The sequence below is a fragment of the Streptococcus canis genome, from assembly GCF_900636575.1.
In the GTDB taxonomy this organism is placed as follows: Bacteria; Bacillota; Bacilli; order Lactobacillales; family Streptococcaceae; genus Streptococcus; species Streptococcus canis.
Genome location: NZ_LR134293.1, coordinates 1,691,824 through 1,709,821 on the forward strand (window position 1 = coordinate 1,691,824; position 17,998 = coordinate 1,709,821).

General features: G+C 38.2%; 18 protein-coding genes. 2 read left to right on the forward strand and 16 right to left on the reverse strand.

The genetic code is table 11. The annotated features are described in order from the left end of the window. Window positions 1-115: 115 nt before the first annotated feature. A complete protein-coding gene (gene coaA / locus EL097_RS08575) occupies window positions 116-1,036 on the forward strand; it encodes a type I pantothenate kinase (protein WP_003048306.1) in 921 nt (306 codons plus the stop codon). A gap of 53 nt (window positions 1,037-1,089) precedes the next feature. After that, complete coding sequence (rpsT, locus tag EL097_RS08580) at window positions 1,090-1,338, forward strand: 30S ribosomal protein S20 (protein ID WP_009881183.1); 249 nt, start codon at window positions 1,090-1,092, stop codon at window positions 1,336-1,338. Window positions 1,339-1,783: 445 nt separating this feature from the next. On the opposite strand, the gene EL097_RS08585 is transcribed toward rpsT, so the two are convergent. From EL097_RS08585 to EL097_RS08665, 16 genes are all read right to left on the reverse strand, one after another. Continuing rightward, the gene (locus EL097_RS08585) at window positions 1,784-3,094 is read right to left on the reverse strand and encodes a sensor histidine kinase (RefSeq protein WP_003048304.1); all 1,311 of its coding nucleotides are present in this window, start codon (window positions 3,092-3,094) and stop codon (window positions 1,784-1,786) included. Beyond that, a complete protein-coding gene (locus EL097_RS08590; RefSeq protein ID WP_003048303.1) occupies window positions 3,087-3,761 on the reverse strand; it encodes a response regulator transcription factor in 675 nt (224 codons plus the stop codon). The genes EL097_RS08585 and EL097_RS08590 overlap by 8 nt, the downstream gene beginning before the upstream one ends. A 202-nt stretch (window positions 3,762-3,963) precedes the next feature. After that, window positions 3,964-6,501, reverse strand: coding sequence for a M1 family metallopeptidase (locus tag EL097_RS08595; RefSeq protein ID WP_003048301.1), 2,538 nt, complete (start codon window positions 6,499-6,501; stop codon window positions 3,964-3,966). A gap of 205 nt (window positions 6,502-6,706) precedes the next feature. Next, the gene (gene phoU / locus EL097_RS08605) at window positions 6,707-7,360 is read right to left on the reverse strand and encodes a phosphate signaling complex protein PhoU (RefSeq protein ID WP_003048299.1); all 654 of its coding nucleotides are present in this window, start codon (window positions 7,358-7,360) and stop codon (window positions 6,707-6,709) included. A gap of 78 nt (window positions 7,361-7,438) precedes the next feature. Further along, the gene (gene pstB, locus EL097_RS08610) at window positions 7,439-8,197 is read right to left on the reverse strand and encodes a phosphate ABC transporter ATP-binding protein PstB (protein ID WP_003048297.1); all 759 of its coding nucleotides are present in this window, start codon (window positions 8,195-8,197) and stop codon (window positions 7,439-7,441) included. Between the two features lie 12 nt (window positions 8,198-8,209). Next, window positions 8,210-9,013 carry a phosphate ABC transporter ATP-binding protein PstB gene (pstB, locus tag EL097_RS08615; protein ID WP_003048296.1) on the reverse strand — a complete coding sequence of 268 codons (804 nt, stop codon included), beginning with the start codon at window positions 9,011-9,013 and terminating at the stop codon, window positions 8,210-8,212. Window positions 9,014-9,028: 15 nt separating this feature from the next. After that, window positions 9,029-9,916 (reverse strand): phosphate ABC transporter permease PstA, encoded by an 888-nt coding sequence (gene pstA, locus EL097_RS08620; protein WP_003048294.1) that lies wholly within the window; start codon window positions 9,914-9,916, stop codon window positions 9,029-9,031. Continuing rightward, a complete protein-coding gene (pstC, locus tag EL097_RS08625) occupies window positions 9,906-10,841 on the reverse strand; it encodes a phosphate ABC transporter permease subunit PstC (protein WP_003048292.1) in 936 nt (311 codons plus the stop codon). Before pstC ends, pstA begins: the two co-directional genes overlap by 11 nt. Window positions 10,842-10,851: 10 nt before the next feature. Next, window positions 10,852-11,718, reverse strand: a complete 867-nt coding sequence (locus EL097_RS08630) for a phosphate ABC transporter substrate-binding protein PstS family protein (protein ID WP_003048290.1) — start codon at window positions 11,716-11,718, stop codon at window positions 10,852-10,854. A gap of 139 nt (window positions 11,719-11,857) precedes the next feature. Beyond that, complete coding sequence (locus EL097_RS08635; protein WP_301951227.1) at window positions 11,858-13,165, reverse strand: RsmF rRNA methyltransferase first C-terminal domain-containing protein; 1,308 nt, start codon at window positions 13,163-13,165, stop codon at window positions 11,858-11,860. A gap of 5 nt (window positions 13,166-13,170) precedes the next feature. Further along, window positions 13,171-13,959, reverse strand: a complete 789-nt coding sequence (locus EL097_RS08640; protein WP_003048286.1) for an inositol monophosphatase family protein — start codon at window positions 13,957-13,959, stop codon at window positions 13,171-13,173. Then, window positions 13,949-14,227, reverse strand: a complete 279-nt coding sequence (locus EL097_RS08645) for a UPF0223 family protein (RefSeq protein ID WP_003048284.1) — start codon at window positions 14,225-14,227, stop codon at window positions 13,949-13,951. The genes EL097_RS08640 and EL097_RS08645 overlap by 11 nt, the downstream gene beginning before the upstream one ends. Window position 14,228: 1 nt before the next feature. Next, window positions 14,229-14,633 carry a Spx/MgsR family RNA polymerase-binding regulatory protein gene (locus EL097_RS08650; RefSeq protein ID WP_003048282.1) on the reverse strand — a complete coding sequence of 135 codons (405 nt, stop codon included), beginning with the start codon at window positions 14,631-14,633 and terminating at the stop codon, window positions 14,229-14,231. A 42-nt stretch (window positions 14,634-14,675) separates the two neighbouring features. Beyond that, window positions 14,676-15,608, reverse strand: coding sequence for a bifunctional riboflavin kinase/FAD synthetase (locus tag EL097_RS08655; protein ID WP_003048280.1), 933 nt, complete (start codon window positions 15,606-15,608; stop codon window positions 14,676-14,678). A gap of 29 nt (window positions 15,609-15,637) precedes the next feature. Continuing rightward, the gene (truB, locus tag EL097_RS08660) at window positions 15,638-16,522 is read right to left on the reverse strand and encodes a tRNA pseudouridine(55) synthase TruB (protein ID WP_003048279.1); all 885 of its coding nucleotides are present in this window, start codon (window positions 16,520-16,522) and stop codon (window positions 15,638-15,640) included. Window positions 16,523-16,634: 112 nt separating this feature from the next. Then, a complete protein-coding gene (locus tag EL097_RS08665; protein ID WP_003048277.1) occupies window positions 16,635-17,981 on the reverse strand; it encodes a DUF2130 domain-containing protein in 1,347 nt (448 codons plus the stop codon). Window positions 17,982-17,998 lie beyond the last annotated feature (17 nt).

The following is a 17,998-nucleotide window of genomic DNA, read 5'->3' on the forward strand; positions in this document are numbered from 1 at the left end:
TGTTCGATTTTTTCTAGCAATTGTACTAATTCTCACATAAATTCAAACTAAAAATTTTTCTTTTTTTTTACTGAAATGTTATAATGTAAGCACTGTCAAATTGTTAGGAGCTAGTATGACAAACGAATTCATCAACTTTGAAAAGATTTCCAGAGAAGCTTGGAAAATGTTGCACCAAAAAACAAAGCCTCTATTGACACAAGAGGAATTGGAGAGTATCACCAGTTTAAATGACAATATCAGTATTACGGATGTGATCGATATTTACCTTCCCTTGATTAATTTAATCCAGATTTATAAAATTGCTCAAGAAAACCTATCTTTTTCAAAAAGTCTCTTTCTCAAAAAAGAAATTCAGTTAAGGCCTTTCATTATTGGGATTTCTGGATCTGTTGCTGTTGGTAAATCAACTACTAGCCGACTTTTACAGTTGCTACTATCTCGTACTCACCCAAATAGTCAAGTTGAGTTGGTCACTACTGATGGTTTCTTATATTCTAATAAGATCCTGATTGAACGAGGAATTCTCAATCGAAAAGGTTTTCCTGAATCTTATAATATGGAACGGCTATTGAATTTTTTAGATACCATTAAAAATGGTCAATCTGCTTCCGTACCTGTTTACTCCCATGAGATTTATGATATTGTTCCTCATCAGGAACAACGATTTGATAGTCCAGATTTTCTGATTGTCGAAGGAATTAATGTTTTTCAAAACCAGCAAAACAATCGTTTATATATGAGTGATTATTTTGACTTTTCCATTTACATTGATGCTGACAGCGACCATATTGAGCACTGGTATATTGAACGCTTTTTAAGTATTTTGGAAATGGCAAAGCAGGATTCACAAAGCTACTATGCCCAATACACAAGATTACCCCAAGATGAGGCTATAGCTTTTGCTCATAATGTCTGGAAAACAGTTAATTTGGAAAATCTAGAAAAATTTATTGAACCAACACGAAATCGGGCAGAATTGATTTTGCACAAGGCAGCTGATCATAAAATTGATGAAATTTACCTCAAAAAGTGATAAAGGGTTGCCAAATACCTATATTTTCTATATAATGATGTAGTTAGATTAATTTGGAGGTGAAAACATTGGCAAATATTAAATCAGCTATTAAACGCGCTGAACTTAACGTTAAAGCAAACGAAAAAAACTCAGCACAAAAATCAGCTATGCGTACTGCTATCAAAGCATTTGAAGCTAACCCATCTGAAGAGCTTTTCCGTGCTGCTTCTTCAAGCATCGATAAAGCTGAATCAAAAGGTTTGATTCACAAAAACAAAGCTAGCCGCGATAAAGCACGTCTTGCTGCAAAGCTTGGCTAATAAATATCCAATGAAAACTCCAGTTGGAGTTTTTTTCTTTATGTGTGGTAAAAATTTGGAATCCTATCAGCGATCTAGAGAGAACTTTAAAAAGGATAACCTCAACAGTCATCCTTACAGAACGTAGACAAACTCTATTTTTAGAAAGTGTAAACTAGGATAATTTAATGATTATGGTTTCAACTAACTCTTAAAACGCTTATTTTTTGTGTTTCAGGCGTTTTTCATTTTTAGAGGAGCAAAAAAAAGATTGAAGAAAAATTGTCCTAAATGGACTTTTTCTTCAAGACTAGGATAAAAGTTCAACTTCAAATAAAAAAAGTGAACAAAACATAATTCTGATTGTCAGGAATCTAGTTTTGTTTACTTTTTTGTTTAATGATTAATTGATTAGGTCTAACAATAAAGAATTTCAAAAATAGAAATCTTTTTGTCCTAGCCTCGTTTATAATTTGACTTCAAAAATACTACCTTTAGGGAAGTTATCTTTTACTGTGATACTTCCTTTTAATGACGTCACAATCTGTTGGGCTAATGCTAATCCTAAGCCAAAGCCACCTGTCTGGCGTGTTCTAGCTTTATCAACCCGATAGAATCGATCAAAAATCTTTTTCTTCTCTTCGTCTTTTATCCCTGGCCCATTATCAATAACCGAAATGAGCAAGGTTTTATCGGTTGTTTTGACCTTTATCTCAACTACTCCATTTTTATCGGTGTATTTGATGGCATTATCGACTAAAATCGTCATGAGTTGTTTTAATAATGCCTTGTCCATTTTCAAGATGCGATTGACTTGATTATCGGAGCGAAAGACTTTGCCAGATTCTTCAACAACTAATTGATAGTTCTTAAAAATGGTATCAAAGAATTGAGCATCCAAATCTGTCCATTGCGGATTGATACCGTCATCTCGCCTGGCCAAATTCAATAGATTGGTCGTTAGAATACGCATATTTCGGACTTCGTCCAAACTAGAGGCAAGGTGCTCACTATTTTCCAAAATAGTTTCGTTAGGTTTTCGAAAGAGGGATTCCAAGCGGTTTTGTAAAACAGCTAGAGGGGTTCTTAATTCATGGCTGGCATTTTCCACAAACATCTTTTGCTTTTCATAACTTTCCAAAATCGGTTTTCGACTCCACTTAGATAAATAAATACTAGCTAAAATGGAAATCAGCCAAAAGATAACCATCACAATGATGATGATTTGCTCATAGCGTTCATTAGCGCTATCCAATTGATCCACATTGACAACAGCCATCATATAAGCGACAGCAGGATAATTTTTGATATGGACCCTAACAGTTATCGTATGGTACTTTTCTTCTTGACCATAAAAATTCACGAGACTAGTTGTCACAATGGTTCCTAACCGTCGTTCGTCCAGATGAAAATTTTGGTAATTGGAGAAGGCATTGAAGGAATTTAAAATCGTCCCATTAGCACTGAACAAAATAATATCTGTATTAGCTGCAGGGGAGCCTAGTAATTTTGAACTATCAGAGTCAGGTAGCGCCTTAATAATATTATTTTCAGAATCAAAGTAGAAGGAGGATATTCTAGCCATGGTTCGATTGGCATAACTACTAGCATTATTACTAACAGAAATCAGGCTACTATCAACAGACGAATAAACCCCAAACCTCATAATCTGTAAAATAATAATGGTCATAATGACAAAAATACCTGTAAAGACCGCAAAAAAATGGAAAAAGTGAGTGTACTGATCTGACAGAATCTCTTTTTTTAATTTACTCATTGTTTTTTAGAATATAACCTACACTTCTCAGGGTTTGGAGTTTATCAACAAAACCAGTACCTTTTAATTTTTTTCTAATTTTAGAGACATAAACCTCTACAACTGAGATTGTCGTGTCGCTGTCAAACCCCCATAAGCGATCAAAAATTTGGGTCTTGGGTAAGATCACATTTTGGTTTTGCAATATGTAAACCAATAAGTCGAACTCTTTTCCTAATAGCTCAATGGGTTCCCCATCGACTTGAACTTCTTTTCGTCTTAAATCCACCACCACATTACCAAAACTTAGATTTTTATCAGTGAATTTGCCCGTACGTTTTAACAGGGCCTGGATGCGCATCTTTAATTCTTCAAGGTAAAACGGCTTGGTTAGATAATCATCTGCTCCTAGTTCAAACCCATGTCCCTTATCATCTATGCTTTCTTTGGCTGTCATAATCAAAACTGGAATTTTAATATCTTTTTCCCGCAATTCTTTTAAGACTTGAAAGCCATTTTTTTCTGGTAACATGAGATCTAACAAAATCAAATCATAAATACCACTTTCTGCTTCATATAAGCCTTCATCGCCATCAAAAACTTGCATCACGTCTGCAAAATCATCTAAAAAATCAAAAATGGAATTCGATAAACTCAAGTCATCTTCTACTAATAATATTTTTATCATGTTTCTACCTCTATTATTCTGAGCCAAAATAGGGATTCGGCCTATCATTTCACCTTTGTTCTCACAAGACTATTCTATTGTGAAGTATACCATAGAAACCTTAAGTTTTACTAAACTTTGATGCTTTTTTCAATTCCATAAAAAATGATGCTTAAATGACATCAAAAGAGTTGGAAGTGTCTTTCCAACTCTGTATAATGTCTTAATAATGACTGAGTGCTTCAAGAACAGCTGCTTTTTCTTTGGTAATCAAGGCAACACGTGCCTCAATTTCATTTATTCCCATAGCGATATTACGGCTAATAGCCATATCATCTAATTTTGGCTCGAAAAAGGCTTTGTATTCGTTTAAGCGTTCTTGGGTTTTAAAGTTAGCCGCTGGATAGATGACGAACTTATCGAAACTCATATCCCCTCCAAGTGCTGCCTTAATCCATTCCCAATTTTCTCTAGCCCATTTCCAAATGGTTTCTTGCGTGAAAGACTGTCCCAAAAGCACATTATACCAAAAAGATAAATCCTGAGGTTTGATGATATCTTTGTCTTTCAAACTCACCAAGATACGTTTTAAGGTAGCTGATTGACTTGTTTGACCTAAAGCCACTGTTAAATCATTACGCAAGTTATTATCAGTTGTCGCTACATAAGTGTCAAAGTAAGTATCAACCAAACTATCTGTTTCGAAATGTTTCATTTGGTTGGCTAAAACCAAGCGACGAACGGCTGCTGGAATACTTGCAATATTGTCTGTGTATGTTTCGAAAATAGCTCTCAATCCGTCAATAATCGCCGGATTTTCTGCTAACCATAAACGTCCTAAGGCAACCTGACGTACCATCTCATCTTCATCTGATTCGTCAGCCTTTTTCTCAAAACCATGCTGATTAAAGTCTTCTTGATAAATGGTGGTTACCAAGCGGTTAAAAGATTTTTCTGCTAAGCTTCCTTCATCAACAAAACGTTTCAAACCAGAAACCACTTGCTGAACCGCTTCTGCTACCATATAAGACTTAGAGTCGTCTAACTGAGCAATTAAGTCAACCAATTCAGCATAGGAAATCAAGCCGCTATCTGCCAATAAACGACGTTCTTGAATAGCTTGTAAAGCAGAGGTATTATCAAGATGAGCGAGTTCAGTGACTAAAGCAGCTAGTAATGGTCCTTGGTAATCTGTAATGTAATGAGCTGTATTCTCAGTATTGAAACGTAGGGCTCCTTCATTTTCTGCTGCCAATTGACTAAAGTTTGGAATGACCATTTCTGCCTCTGTCAAGGTTTCGGGAAGTCCCTTCCAATTACTGTTTAGCGGGATTGGCCAAAGGCGACCGTGGTCCTTAGCTTCTCCAATAAAGAATTGTTTTTGACTAAGGATTAATTGGTCGTTTTCAAGACGAGCGGTCAAGACAGGATAACCTGGTTGCTCCAACCACGCATCCATAAAGGCAGCCACATCTTTTCCTGAAGCATCTGACAAGGCATTCCACAAATCACGACCGATGGTATTTCGATATTGGTGTTTTTCAAAGTAAAGACGTAAACCAGCCGCAAAATCACGGTCACCAATCCAGCGACGTAACATGTGCATGAGGCGACTTCCCTTAGCGTAAACAATAGCTGGATCAAACAAAGTGTTTATTTCATCTGGATGGCTAACGTCAACATGGACAGATTGAACACCATCAGTGGCATCTCGTTTCAGAGCAAGTGGAACACCTCCTGTTTGGAAATCTTCAAAAATTTTCCAAGAAGGCTCAATAGCGTCAATAGAGACATATTCCATCATGTTGGCAAAACTTTCGTTCAACCAGAGGTCATCCCACCACTTCATCGTTACCAGATTGCCAAACCATTGGTGAGCTATTTCGTGAGCTACAACAAGTGCTACTTGCTGTCTGCTTTGAGCTGTTGAATTCTCATCAACAAGCAAGTAAATTTCACGATAAGTGATTAAGCCCCAATTTTCCATAGCTCCAGATGAAAAGTCCGGAAGGGCAAGGTTAAGAGATTGCGGGATTGGATAATGCACCCCAAAGTAATCTTCATAAAAATCAATGACACGTACAGCAATGTCTAATGAAAAATCAAGAGAGCTAAGCGGGTGAGCAGTTGTAGCATAGGCACCCACAGTTGTTCCTCTCTTACTTTTTACAGTCTTCCCATGAAGGTTTCCTAAAGCAAAGGCTAGCAAATAAGAAGACATTCTTGGCGTAGTGTCAAAAGTCCAAAGACCAGTTTCCTGACGACGTTCGACATTGATTTCTGGCATGTTAGATAAGGCTATGTCACCAGCTTCTTGGTCAAAAGTTAAACTTAAATCAAAGGTCGCTTTAGCTTGTGGCTCATCAATACATGGAAAAGCTTCACGCGCAAAATGACTTTCAAACTGGGTTGAAATCACTTCTTTTTTCTCACCATCTTTAGTGTAGTAAGAAGGGTAAATCCCTGTCATATTATCTGTAATGTGTCCTGAAAATTCAATCACAAGTGTCATCATCCCTGTCTCAGGAAGTTCAACACGCACGACTTCATTGTCGTTATCCACTTGATACATAACAGCTTCATTATCAAGCAAAATAGACTTAATGTCCAAATCTTTTTGGTGGAAAGCCACATGATTATCTAAAGCTTCACCGTTAATCGCAACATTTCCTGTAAATGTTTTGGTCTGACGATTAATATCTAAAAAGATATTATAATTTTCAGGTACAAATGTTTCGATGAGATGTTCTACTGTCTTCATATAACTCCTTAATTCTAATAACAAGTCATAATAGACCAACAGATGATACCTAAGTATCACCTCTGTCTACATGTATTTGTTAACCTAACAAAATAAAATTCAGCAAAGCAAACTTTTTCTTGTTAGTTCATTTTCTAACTTGCACAATTTCGTATAAAATCAGGGACTGGCAAGCATTTTCCCAGTCCCATTATAGCATATTTTCTTACAATTCAATAATTTTTCCAGTTTTAAGGTAAACAATCCATTCGCAAATATTGCGGGCATAATCCCCAATACGTTCCAAATACATGAGAACTTGGAAATATTCCTTTCCTGCAAAGACGGCATCTGGCGTTTTGCGAATTTCTGCCACAGCTAAGGATTGAATTTCACGAAAATAATTATCAATCACTTCATCAGAAGCCGCAATTTCGTAAGCCTTCACATCGTCAGCATTAATATAGGCGTTCAAGGCATCTTCGACCATCTGTTTAACTGCTTTTCCCATAAGGTTGATTTGTTCTTCAACCACTGGGATACGCTCCTCGCCCTTCATACGAATAGTTGCCTTCGCAATTGATGACGCATGGTCACCCATACGTTCAATATCGCTAGAAGCTTTTAATACCGTGATAACTGTACGCAAGTCATTTGAAACTGGCTGTTGTAGGGCGATGATTTCAAGCGATTTTTTTTCTAGCTTTGTTTCAAATTCATTGATGGTATCATCTTCTTCGATGACTTCTTTGGCCAATTCACGATCATGGCTAACAAAGGCACGGACTGTTTTGTTGATTTGGGCCAATACTTCCGTTCCCATCGAATAAAACTGATTATGTAACTTGTCTAATTCTTCTTCAAATTTCGTTCTTAACATCGTTTTAACTTTCTATGATTTTGTCATCATTATTATAAGGCTATAAAGGTGTTTGCCACGACCATCTGCCAGAGATGATTAGCCAAATTTACCAGAAATATAATCTTCGGTTTCCTTACGTTTAGGATTCATGAACATGGCTTTTGTTGGACCAAATTCAAGCAAATCACCTTCTAGGAAGAAACCTGTTCGGTCTGACAGGCGAGACGCCTGTTGCATAGAGCGTGTCACAATAACCATGGTATAATCTTTCTTTAACGAAAAAAGGGTTTCTTCGATTTTACCAGCTGAAATCGGATCAAGGGCTGAAGTTGGCTCATCTAAAAGAATGATTTTAGGACTTGTCGCAAGAACTCTGGCGACACAAACACGTTGTTGCTGCCCACCTGACAAGCCAACAGCAGAATCATGCAAGCGATCTTTGACTTCCTCCCAAATAGAGGCACCTTTCAGAGAAGTTTCAACCGCGTGGTCCAAGATTGCCTTATCTTTAATACCTTTTAAGCGAAGCCCATAAACCACATTCTCATAAATAGACATAGGAAATGGGTTGGGTTGTTGGAATACCATGCCGATTTCTTTGCGTAAATCAACCGTATCTGTCCTTGGACTATAAATATTGTGTCCATTATAGACGATAGATCCTGTAAAAGTTACTTCAGGGTTCAAATCATTCATTCGGTTGATAGAGCGCAAGAGGGTTGATTTTCCAGATCCAGATGGACCAATTAAAGCCGTTATTTCATTAGGATAAAAATCCAAGGAAACGTCTTTGAGGGTTTTCTTTTGATTGTAGTAAACAGAAAGGTCTCTGATTTGTAAAATAGGTTCTGTCATCATATCCCCTTTCTAACCAAAGTGCCCTGAAACGTAGTCGTTCGTTGACTGACATTGCGCATTTTGAAAAATATTACGTGTCTTATCATATTCAATAAGGTCGCCTAAATAGAAGAAGGCAGTGTAATCACTAGCACGAGCTGCTTGTTGCATGTTATGGGTCACAATAATAATGGTGTAGTCCTTCTTCAATTCAAACATGGTTTCCTCCAACTGCATGGTCGCAATCGGGTCAAGAGCAGAGGCAGGTTCATCCATTAATAGAATATCAGGTTTGACAGAGATGGCTCTAGCAATACATAAGCGTTGTTGCTGCCCACCTGACAAGGTAAAGGCTGATTTATGAAGGTCATCCTTAACTTGATCCCACAAGGCTGCTTGTTTCAGTGAGGTTTCAACGATCTCATCTAACACTTGTTTGTCTTTCACACCAGCTCTTTCATGGGCAAAAGTAATATTTTTATAAATGGATTTTGCAAAAGGATTGGGTCTTTGAAAAACCATTCCCAACTGTTTTCGAATCTCGTAAACATTCATGTCTTGACGGTTAACATCAATGCCTTGATAGAGGATTTCGCCAGTAACCTTAGCAATATCAATAGTATCGTTCATGCGGTTAAGGCTGCGAAGATAGGTTGATTTGCCACAACCAGATGGACCAATCAAGGCGGTAATTTTATTTTTTTCAAACTGCATATCAATCCCTTTGATGGCTTCCTTAGCACCATAATAGACATGCAAGTCCTTGGTTGCTAGAGCAATCGTTTCTTCTGGAAATGTAATGATATGACGTTCATTCCAATTGTATTCTGTCATGATTTCTCCACTATCTTATTTGGCCGCTGTCATCTTAGAATGAAGTTTCTTCCCAATAAAGCGAGCTGAAAAGTTGAAAATAAGGATAAAAATTAATAGCACTGCTGCACTTCCTGCGGATACAAGAGTAGCATCTGGAATGGTTCCTTCACTATTAACTTTCCAAATATGAACGGCAAGGGTCTCAGATTGACGGAAGATAGAGATTGGACTGGTTACACTAAGTGGGTTCCAATTTGACCAATCAAGAGCTGGCGCTGACTGACCAGCAGTATAGATAAGCGCTGCCGCTTCACCAAAAATACGGCCTGAAGCTAAGACAATACCCGTTACAATTCCTGGGAGAGCTTCTGGGATAACCACATGGAAAACTGTTTCCCAACGTGACAAGCCCAACGCTAATCCTGCTTCTCTCTGGGTATGATGAACGTGCAGTAGACTATCCTCGACATTCCGTGTCATTTGAGGAAGGTTAAAGACAGTCAGAGCAAGGGCCCCTGAAATAATAGAAAAGCCATACTCAAATTGAACAACGAAAATCAAATAACCAAAGAGACCAACGACTACGGATGGTAAAGAAGATAGAATCTCAATACAGGTTCTAATGAAATTTGTGATAGGACCCTTTTTAGCATATTCTGCTAAATAGATCCCCGCCCCTGTTGAAAGAGGAATTGAAATAATCAAAGTAACAATCAATAGGAAAAAAGAGTTATATAACTGAATCCCAATACCTCCACCAGCTTCATAAGAAGATGATTTGCCTGTTAAAAAGGACCAACTAATATGCGGTAAACCACGGACAAGGATATACAGAATTAATGAAGCTAAAATAGCTACAATAATTCCAGCAATGGTATAAAGAGTACCAGTTGCTACTTTATCGATTTTTTTAGCGTTCATAATTTCTCTTTCTCTCTTTCGTGATTAATTTGACAAGGGAATTGAAGGCCAGACTCATTAATAATAAGACTAGGGCAAGGGACCAAAGCACATTATTTTGGACCGTTCCCATAACGGTATTACCGATCCCCATTGTCAAGACGGAGGTTAGGGTAGCCGCTGGGGTTGTTAGAGACTCTGGCATAACCGCAGAGTTACCGACTACCATTTGGATAGCCAAAGCTTCCCCAAAAGCTCTTGCCATTCCAAAAATAACGGCGGTAAAAATACCTGGACGAGCTGCATTAAGGACAACACGCCAAATGGTTTGCCAACGGGTTGCCCCCATAGCCATAGACGCTTCGCGGTAATGACGAGGCACCGCCCGCAGACTGTCTGTTGTCATAAAGGTCACTGTTGGTAAAATCATAACAAACAAGACACAAACCCCTGACAAAATCCCAAAACCTGTCCCACCAAAGATAGAACGCATGAAAGGAACAATGACCTGCAAACCGATAAACCCATAAACAACAGAAGGAATCCCAACCAAAAGCTCAACCGCAGGCTGCAATAATTTAGCACCATATTTAGGTGAAATTTCAGTCATAAAAACAGCTGCACCAATAGCAAATGGGGTGGCAATAATAGCAGACAAAATGGTAACCAAAAAGGATCCTGTAATCATAGGTAGAGCACCAAGATAAGGAACACCGTCCGCATTTTTCACACTTGGTTGCCATTCCTTACCAAACAAGAAATCCAAAAGATTAATCTTGTCAACAAAGAAGGTTGACAATCCTTTTTGAGCAACGAAGAGCAGAATCATCGCAACGATAAAAACAATCAAAGCCAGACACAAAAATGTAATGGTACGGCCAAAGGTTTCAAGCCTTGAATTTTTTGATGGTGAGACTAATTTTTTAGCCAATTCCTGATTTTTCATAATTCCCCCATTATTTATCCATGACTTTGCCATCATGGGTTTTTGTGACCTTCATGTCAGTTGTCGAAATATAACCCATGTGGGTAACGATATGATTCTGAACATCTTCTGATAACATGTAGTCAAGAAATTCCTTGGTCAATCCTGTTGGTTTTCCTTTGGTGTACATGTGTTCGTAGGACCAGATTGGCCAATCATTTGTAGCCACATTCTTAGCGTTTGCCTTAAATCCATTTAATTGCAAGGATTTAACGGATGAATCAACGTAGGCAAAGGAAAGGTAAGAAATGGCACCTGGTGTTTGAGAAACAATCGACTTAACCATCCCATTAGAATCCTGTTCCTGACTTTGTTTAGCATTGACTCCTTTCATGATAACACTGTCAAAGGTTGCTCGTGAGCCAGAACTAGCGGCGCGATTAATGACTGAAATGGCGAGATTTTGTCCTCCAACTTGTTTCCAATTGGTATATTCTCCTGAAAAAATCTTTTGCAGCTGTTGACTGCTGAGATTGGAAACCTTGACTTTAGGATTGGCAATAACTGCAAGTCCCGCAACAGCTACCTGATGGTCAACTAATTTAGAAGCATCAATCCCATCTTTTTCTTCCGCAAAGACATCGCTATTGCCAATTTGAACAGCACCAGATTGTACTTGAGACAATCCTGTACCAGAACCACCACCTTGGACATTAACAGATTTCCCTAAGTTATTACTCCCAAATTCATCAGCAGCTGCTTCCACCAATGGCTGTAGCGCTGTTGACCCTACGGCAGTTATCGACTCACCTTTATCAATCCAACTTGAACATGCGGATAAAAAGAGAGTTGATAAGGCCAAAAGGCTTAACAAAAAGAATTTCTTTGTCTTTTTCATTATTGTATTTCCTATTCATAAAAATAAAGGGTACATATGTAGAAACTAAATGCTACATATTCTTTATAGTAACATATCTACCTACGCTTTAAAAGAATTTTTTCTTTAAATTTTTAACATTTTAATCTTATTTTTCACGCTAAAATCTTAACCCTTTAGGAAAATTATTTTTAATGGTCTTGTCAACAACCTTGGCAAATCCTAGACCATTGCCATTAATGAGTAATTGGTACCAGCCTGTTGGATAAGATTGGGGCAAAGTAATGACATTACCCGACACATAGGGCCTAAAGTCTTCCTCTCTAAGGTCAATAGATGCCCGAACCTCATCAGGCTTTAAAGCCAATCCTAAGGCGTAAGAGGGTTCAAAGCGTTTCTTCTTGAAGACACCTAATTCTAAACCGTTCCGCGCAATTTTAAGGCTATCTAAAGCAGGAAGACCATCTGGTAAAAGGTATAAGTATTCACCAAAGGTTTGCAGCGTTCCTGATAGGGTAAGGTTTAGATGGTCTTTTTCAAACGTTTTCCAAAGATGTAACTGATCTTTACTCAAATTGGATTTAGGCGCTTTTAGTTTAGTGCTTTGTCCTTCTTGACGATTATCTTTTAGCTTAGCCACAAATTGCCCTTCTCCCTGATAACGATGGGGATACATTCTAGCAGTCTCTGGAAATCCAATACCACTAACCATTCCATTTAGTTTTGGAACATCAACCAGTTCTAAAAAGTCATAAGTCTCTAAGAGCCACTGCACAACACCTTCATTTTCTTCAGGAGACCAAGTACAGGTTGAGTATATCAATTCTCCTCCTGGTTTTAACATGGTTAGGGCATCTTCTAAAATAAATTTTTGTAGTTTGGCACATTCTGCGGGGTAGCCTTGATGCCAATATTGAATAGCATCAGGGTCCTTACGAAACATTCCTTCACCAGAACATGGCCCATCAAAGACGATAGTATCAAAATAATGAGAAAATACCTTGGCTAAACGATCTGCGGATTCATTAGTCACCACAACATTTCGAGCCCCAAAACGTTCAATGTTTTCAACCAAAACCTTGCTGCGCTTCTTAGAAATGTCGTTGCTGACTAAAAGACCCGTGTTGTCTAAATAAGCTAATAAATGAGTCGATTTTCCTCCTGGTGCCGCTGCTAAGTCTAAAACACGACTCCCCTTTTGAGGAGCCGCTACTTGTGCCACCATTTGAGCCGCTGGTTCTTGGGAATAAACCAAACCCGAGACATGCTCTGGAGACTTGCCAGATAGTTTACCATAATATCCCCATAAGGTATTTGGAATGGGATGATCAAAGGTTTTCAACTGGTTCTTTAAGGGATTAATCCGAAAAGCACTGACGGGTTCTTGGTTAAAACTTGCCAAGAAATCTTCTAATTCTTGACCTAGTATCGCTTGATAAGTGTTAATAAATTCTTTTGGTAATGACATCATTTCTATTGATTTTCAAGTGTGACGGTAGCGTCCTTTGTTAGAAAAGACACTATCCTAGCGAGTTGGCATTTAGGGACAAACATGATTTTCTGTCGTGACTGAAAATCAGGCTCTTGTCCATCAAGGGTCAAGAGAACATAGCCCAGCTTGTCTCCTAAAACCTTTGCTGCTGCGTAATCCCATGGGTGAATGGTCGAAAAATAGGCCAGTAATTCCTGCTTCATGACCTTAACCATGCAGATACCTGCACCTCCGTAAACCCTTACCCCCAAAGTCTGGGCAATTAGATGAGCAAGGTTACTATCATTTCTAGCAAACATGCCTGCATTACAGCCAATTAAGCTACGCTCTAAAGGTTTTTCTTGGTAAGCTGGAAGCCTATCGCCATTTAAAGTGACGTCAAAATCACCTCCACCAGCTAGTAATTGATCTGCCATCACATCATAAATCAGTCCAAATTGGCCAATTCCTTGTTCATAATAGGCAATCATCACTGCAAATTGTGACCTCTGCACAATAAAGTTAACTGTCCCATCGATGGGATCGATGACCCAAACATTTCCTTGATTAATGGGATGACGAACGTCATTTTCTTCAGCTAAAATGGCATCATAAGGATAGGTCTGATGAATACGATCCATCAGTAACTGCTGAGTTTCTTGATCAACATTGGTAACCAGATCGTCAAATTGTGTTTTTACCTGAATATCTAACTGCTCTGACATTTTGGATTTGATAAAAAGCCCTGCTTCTTTAATGATTTGCTTTGCAAATGCGTATTTAGTTTCCAAGGGAAAAGAATCCTTTCTCAATTGCCTTTGCTTTTTTTACTGCTTGATAAGTAGAGTAACCACTTACTTTTTGAAAATCTCGGTCAATTTGTTTTTCTTGTGCCTTGCTTTTAACAATGGTTTTATAAGCCTTGTAGCTGTCTAAAAGCTCTTCTGCTTTGACCTTATCTTCATAAGCTAATTCCACTCTGGTCAAAAAATGGAGCACTGAGGAAATTTCTTCAGTGCTCCAACTTAAGTCAAGTGGATAATGATAATTACCTGCCATACTATCCCTCAATCTCTGCTTTTATAGTTGCTTGACGTAATTCCTGTTTACGATAATCTCTTGGCAAAAAGGCTCTAATTTCATCTTCATTAAATCCGATTTGCATGCGTTTTTTATCCATAATGATAGGACGACGAAGAAGACTTGGATTTTTTGCAATTAAGTCAATCAAATCCGAAATCGACAGTTCTTCCACATCAATATCAAGTTTTTGAAAAACTTTTGAACGCGTTGAAATAATATCCTCTGTCCCATTCTCTGTAAAAGAAAGGATTGACATCAATTCATCGCGACTCAGTGGGCTTGTAATAATATTATGTTCTTGAAAGTCAACTTCATGTTTTATTAGCCATGCCCTTGCCTTACGGCAACTGGTGCAGCTAGGTGATAAAAATAAGGTAACCATATTTTTCCTCTATCAATTTTACTTACCTTATTATACAAAAAATTAAAGCGGTTGGCTATCTTTTTTCCAATTTAATGCCCTTTCTTTATCAAGCTCTAATTGCTCTACAAGACCTTCAATACCGTCAAATTTGGCCATATCTCGAATCTTGTCTAACCAAATAATTTCGACAGATTCGCCATAAATATCCCCTTTAAAATCAAAAATATTGACCTCTAGCCGTAATTCTTTTCCACCAAAGGTAACATTTTTGCCTATACTTGTCATGGAACGGTATTTTTTCCCATTAACAAGCACATCTGTCACATAAACGCCATCTGCTGGCAAATAAGTTCTATCAAGAGGAGCCAGATTTGCTGTTGGAAAACCAATGGTTCGACCGCGCGCATCTCCATGAACCACCATGCCACGAGTGGATAAGTCGTAACCTAATAATTGGTTAGCCTTGGCCACCTTCCCTTCTAAAATCAGTTTTCGAATGCGGGTTGAAGAAATTTTTTCATGATCCTCTGTTACTTCTGGAATCGTGTGAACCTTGCCATCAAAGTTTCGAGCTAAATAATCACTATCCGTACGATTATGACCAAATTTATAATCAAACCCCACCACAATATGTTTAGCTTTTAATCGCTTGATATAATGAGCAATAAAATCATCGGAAGAGACCATCGAAAAAGCAGACGTGAAATTAATCAAATATAGGCGATCAACACCATAATCAGCAAATTTTTCCTGTCGTTTTTCCGGAGGAACAATATGAAGCAAAAGCTCTGGAGAAAAACGCGAAAAGTTTAACTTGGGCGATTCATTAAAAGTTAGGGTCACAATCGCTAACTGTTCTGCTTTAGCAATCTCTCTCGCCTTATCAAATAATGCCTTGTGTCCACGGTGCAGACCATCAAAATAACCCAATACTAATACAGTGTCTTCTTCTTGTTTAATGTCTTGATAACCTTTGATATATTCAATGTCCATAATTTTCCATTCTACTTACTAAATGCAACTCAAATAAGAACTTTCCTTGGTTTGTATTCGTTACCACGCTTTTCTAAAATAGCAATTAATTTTTCCCCATAAAAAACAGCCAACAAGGGGGCTTGACTAGGTAATGTCAGGCGACGTCCAAATGAAATTTCTGTCATCTCGCTATCGTTAATGACCAATTTAGGCAAGTCGTTAACGCCATATTCAATCGGCAATAAGAATCCCATGTCATTCTGAGACAGGAGCTCCGCAATTTCTCCCAAGGTATAGGCTGTCTCTAACGTTAGACCCGCAGAAGCTGTTCGCTGTAAAAAGGACATGTGACTTTCAATACCCAGAGCACGCCCTAAATCAACAGCCAAGGTTCGTACATAAGTCCCTTTGCTACAAGCAACTTTAAAGGAAAACCTGCAAAGTCCGTCTTCAGTAAAGGTTAAAGGACTGGTGCGTTCAAACTGAGAAATAGTCACTTCTCTTTTGGGACGTTCTACACTTTCACCTGCCCGCGCATAGTCATATAGCTTACGCCCATTAACCTTAACAGCTGAGTACATAGGAGGGATTTGACTAATCTGCCCAACAAAGTTAGTCATGGCTTGATCCACCATCTCTTCTGACAATGTGTCTGGTAAATGGCTCCTTGCAACAATCTCTCCGCTAGCATCTTCGGTTGTGGTCGAATAACCTAGGGTGATTTGTCCTTCATAGATTTTTCCAGCTTCGGTCATGTATTCAATAACACGAGTCGCTTTACCAACAGCAATAGGTAAAACCCCAACTACATCGGGGTCAAGGGTACCGCCATGGCCAATCTTTTTTTCTTGTAATAACTTACGTAATTTAAAAACCGCATCATGTGAGGTCATGCCTGTTTCTTTTTTTAAGTTGATGATTCCATTTATCATGTCTTCTTTTTATTCTCTCTAGTTAGTAATTCTTTACTGATTCCATTCTTCTCTTTTCTAACCATATTTGCCAAAATAAGCTCTTAACTCACTCTCAAGTAGCAACTAATGACTAGGAATCCTTAGTTTTTAAGGTTTCAAACTTATCACGCATGGTCGGGTTTTGACGGGTCAATTTTTTGACAGAAACGTCGTCTAACTTATTGTTTGCCAAGCGCAACTGATTTTCACTTGTTGTCAAAAAGCGTTTGACCTCTTCCATCCGTTTAATCGATTTATCAATTTCGTCAATCGCCTTTTTAAAATTGGTGCTGGCAGATTGGTAATTCTTCGCAAAAGCACTCTTAAACTGTTCCAAATCCTCTTCAAAATGGGTGATGTCAATATTTTGCTCTTTCACTAAGGCTAACTCTTGCTTGTATTGCAAACTATTCAAGGCAGCATTTCGTAAAATGCCAATCAATTGGATAAAGAGTTGAGGGCGGACCACATACATTTTCTCGTATTCATGACTCACATCTACAATGCCAGTATTGTAATAATCATTATCTGCTTCCAACATGCTTACCAAAACCGCATATTCACAATTTTTTTCACGACGGTCCTTATCCAATTCCTTAAAAAAATCGCTATTTTTATGTTTAGTTTTTGTGGTATCTGCCTCATTTTTCATCTCAAACATAATGGACAAAATTTCCACACCGTTAGCATCAACTTCTCGATAAATATAATCTCCCTTTGACCCACGACTTGATAACTGATTGTCTTTGGCAAAGCTGGCATTAGGAAAAGCATAACTTCTTACCTTGTTAAATTCCGTTTCAGCATACAACTCTAAGCTTTCACCGATAGCCTTGGTTGATTGCTGCGCTTTAAAGTTTTTATAAAATTCAACTTGCTCATTAGCCGCTTTTAACTGTGCTTCGTAGTCGCTGCGTACCGAAGCCAACGAGAGTTCACTTTCTTTGATTTGAAGCGCCAATTGGTTTTTAGCTACATCTCGCTCTTTTTCCATTTGACTAATTGCCGATTGTAGTTTGGCATCTTTTTCCAATGCCATTTTTTCCAACTGATTAGTCAAGTTCACCACTTCCTTGTCCTTCTCAGCTAATTGATTAGCTAATTCCAAAGCATTCTGTGAGGCTAATTTATCCAGCTTCGCTTCTAAAGAGGCAATAAACTGGTCTTTTTTAGCTAGTTCTTCTTGCCTGAGATAGATTTGTTCTTTTTCTATTTGCTCCAATTGAGTGGTCAAGCCAGCAATAGCCGTTTCTTTTTGTGCCACAATCTCTTGTAACCGATGCTTCGATTTCTCTTCGACTAGGGCTATTTCATTTGATAACCGTTTTTGTAATTCCTCATCAAAGGCTTGTCCTCTGACCTGATCCAATAATTGACTGTATTCTGACTCATTGATAGTAAATAGTGTATGACAATGAGGGCATTTTATTTCGTTCATCTTGTCTCCATTCTGAG